Annotated in this window: 4 protein-coding genes; all 4 read left to right on the top strand. The window is 57.6% G+C overall.

What is annotated here, in order from left to right; translation table 11 throughout:
* The coding region (locus QZ269_RS12930; RefSeq protein ID WP_291427107.1) for a hypothetical protein at positions 1-322 on the top strand (322 nt) is incomplete at its 5' end.
* Positions 322-729 carry a hypothetical protein gene (locus QZ269_RS12925; protein WP_291427106.1) on the top strand — a complete coding sequence of 136 codons (408 nt, stop codon included), beginning with the start codon at positions 322-324 and terminating at the stop codon, positions 727-729. The genes QZ269_RS12930 and QZ269_RS12925, both read left to right, overlap by 1 nt.
* 5 nt (positions 730-734) lie before the next feature.
* Positions 735-1,481: a hypothetical protein gene (locus tag QZ269_RS12920; RefSeq protein ID WP_291427105.1), complete on the top strand. Its 747-nt coding sequence runs from the start codon at positions 735-737 to the stop codon at positions 1,479-1,481.
* Positions 1,471-1,968, top strand: a 498-nt coding sequence (locus tag QZ269_RS12915; protein ID WP_291427104.1) for a hypothetical protein, incomplete at its 3' end; no start/stop codon positions are given. The genes QZ269_RS12920 and QZ269_RS12915, both read left to right, overlap by 11 nt.

The following is a 1,968-nucleotide window of genomic DNA, read 5'->3' as shown; positions in this document are numbered from 1 at the left end:
TGCTCCAGCGATTGTGCGCCTGATGAAGAGGGCAGCATGGATACTCCGACGATATGGGCCTCAGACAGCCTCTGAAATTGTGCAGCGCCAGCGGGCGATTGACCCCGGTGTTACTTTCGGCCACATTCACGCCGAGCAGTTGGGCAACATCTGGCAACAGGCCGCGAAGCACGGCAAGCGGAAACTGGTGCTGGAAATTACCGCCGACGCTTTAGGCAGTGACGAGTGGGACGGGCATATTAACGTAGAGGTCAAAGAGTCACAGACTTGGGCCGAGTACGAGCAGGCCCAAGCCGAGGCCCGCGCCCAGGAAGTGAACTGATGACGGACGAGAAGAAACAGGCCGAGCGCCCCGACTACTGGATAAGCGAAACCACGACCCCCGGCCTGTTGGTGCAGACCGACATGAACAGCGGCGAGACTGAGCCAGTGCTTGCAGGGGCTACCGCGCAACGCCGCACCAGCGCCCTTACTAATCTCGCCCCCAACTTTCAAGAAGGCTTAAACCGCATGGCCGAGAAGTTCAACAGCAGCGATAAAGCGGGCCTTGAGGAAACCCTAGCGCCCCTCAAAGACCTTCAAGATTATCAAGACCTTCAGACCTTGCATGACTTCATATTTCCCTCTGACGACGTGGACGACGCCGAGCGCAACCGCCGCTTACACTTACTCGCCCGCGAGATGGAACGGGCCGCAGGACATATTCGCCGGGTCATGACTGAGAGGTAAAACCAATGTCTGACGACCTAAATGAACGCCAGCGCCGTTACCTGCTAGCGGCTTACAAGACTGACCAAGCCTATGAGGAGGCCCACAAACGGGCCTTTCAGCGGGGCGATTATGACGAGTCCCGCAGGCCCGCAAGTGATTGGCGGGCTATGGCGTTTGGCGTGCTGCACGGCATAGGCGGGGCCGTTCCAACGATGCTCAGAAACGAGTGTAAAGGCGACGTGGACGAGGGCAGTGGCAGCACATGGGCCGCGTTGGAGCGCCGGGAATTGCTGAGCGTCAAAGACCAAGAGGTTAGGTATCACCCCGGTCAGATTTTGCCGCACATCACCCTAACCCCAAAGGGCCGCAAATTGGCCCGCGAGTTGAAAGGCGACAAAGCCCCGACCAAGCAGAAAGGTGAAGTATCGCGCTCAACATGGAAAGCCTTAGTTGCAGGCTGGATAGCAGGCGAAGCCGGGTTATGGGATGAACGAGGCGGGGATTGGTACGGTGGCGTCAGCGGCGACACATGGCTGATGCTCACGCGGCGCACTAAACAGCGGGCCGCGTGGTTTACCGATGTGCAGCGACGAGCAGCCGAGGGCCAGCCCGCCAGCTTTGGCGGTTTTCAATACGGCGTCAAAATCACGCCAGCAGGAATAGCGAAGTATTGGGATTCGTGGGAAGTCAATCGGGCGAAATATCCTGACATTGACGCCCCCAATCCCAGAATGAGAACGAGGGAACAAAGGGAACAAGATGACGATTAGTAGCTTGAATGTCCTACCAGACAGCGCCATTCTCCCTCTCCCACACAGCGCAGTCGTTACAGTTATTGGCTGGATAACCCAAGACGCTCAGGGGCGCTTTTTTGTCGGGCAGGTGCCTGTGCATGATGCCCCGCTGAAATGGAGGGGGAAGCGGGTCAAGGCCACCATTTACCCACCCACCGCGTACCCAACGCTGCAAATCCTCAAGGGATGCCGACTGGTAAGGGCCAGAGCAGCCACCCGTCACGAAAAAAATCAGGCGTCCTTCCGAATAGTCGGCCACCTTATCCGGGCTGAGAAAGGCTTACAAAGCCTCTCTATCGAGATTTACCCCCAAGCCGCAGGAATCCCCCGGTTCAAGATGCAGGTTAGAACGTCCAGAGCAGCCATTACCGAATGTGACCCTTCTTGGACAGGCGTAGAGGTCACGGGAAGCCTGATTGACCAGATGTTACTAGCTGAAAAAATCGCACCAGCCTATGCCCCC

The sequence above is a fragment of the Deinococcus sp. genome, assembly GCF_018260405.1.
Classification (GTDB): Bacteria; Deinococcota; Deinococci; order Deinococcales; family Deinococcaceae; genus Deinococcus.
Note: the sequence above shows the minus strand (reverse complement) of the source record. Positions and strands in the feature narration are given on the sequence as shown.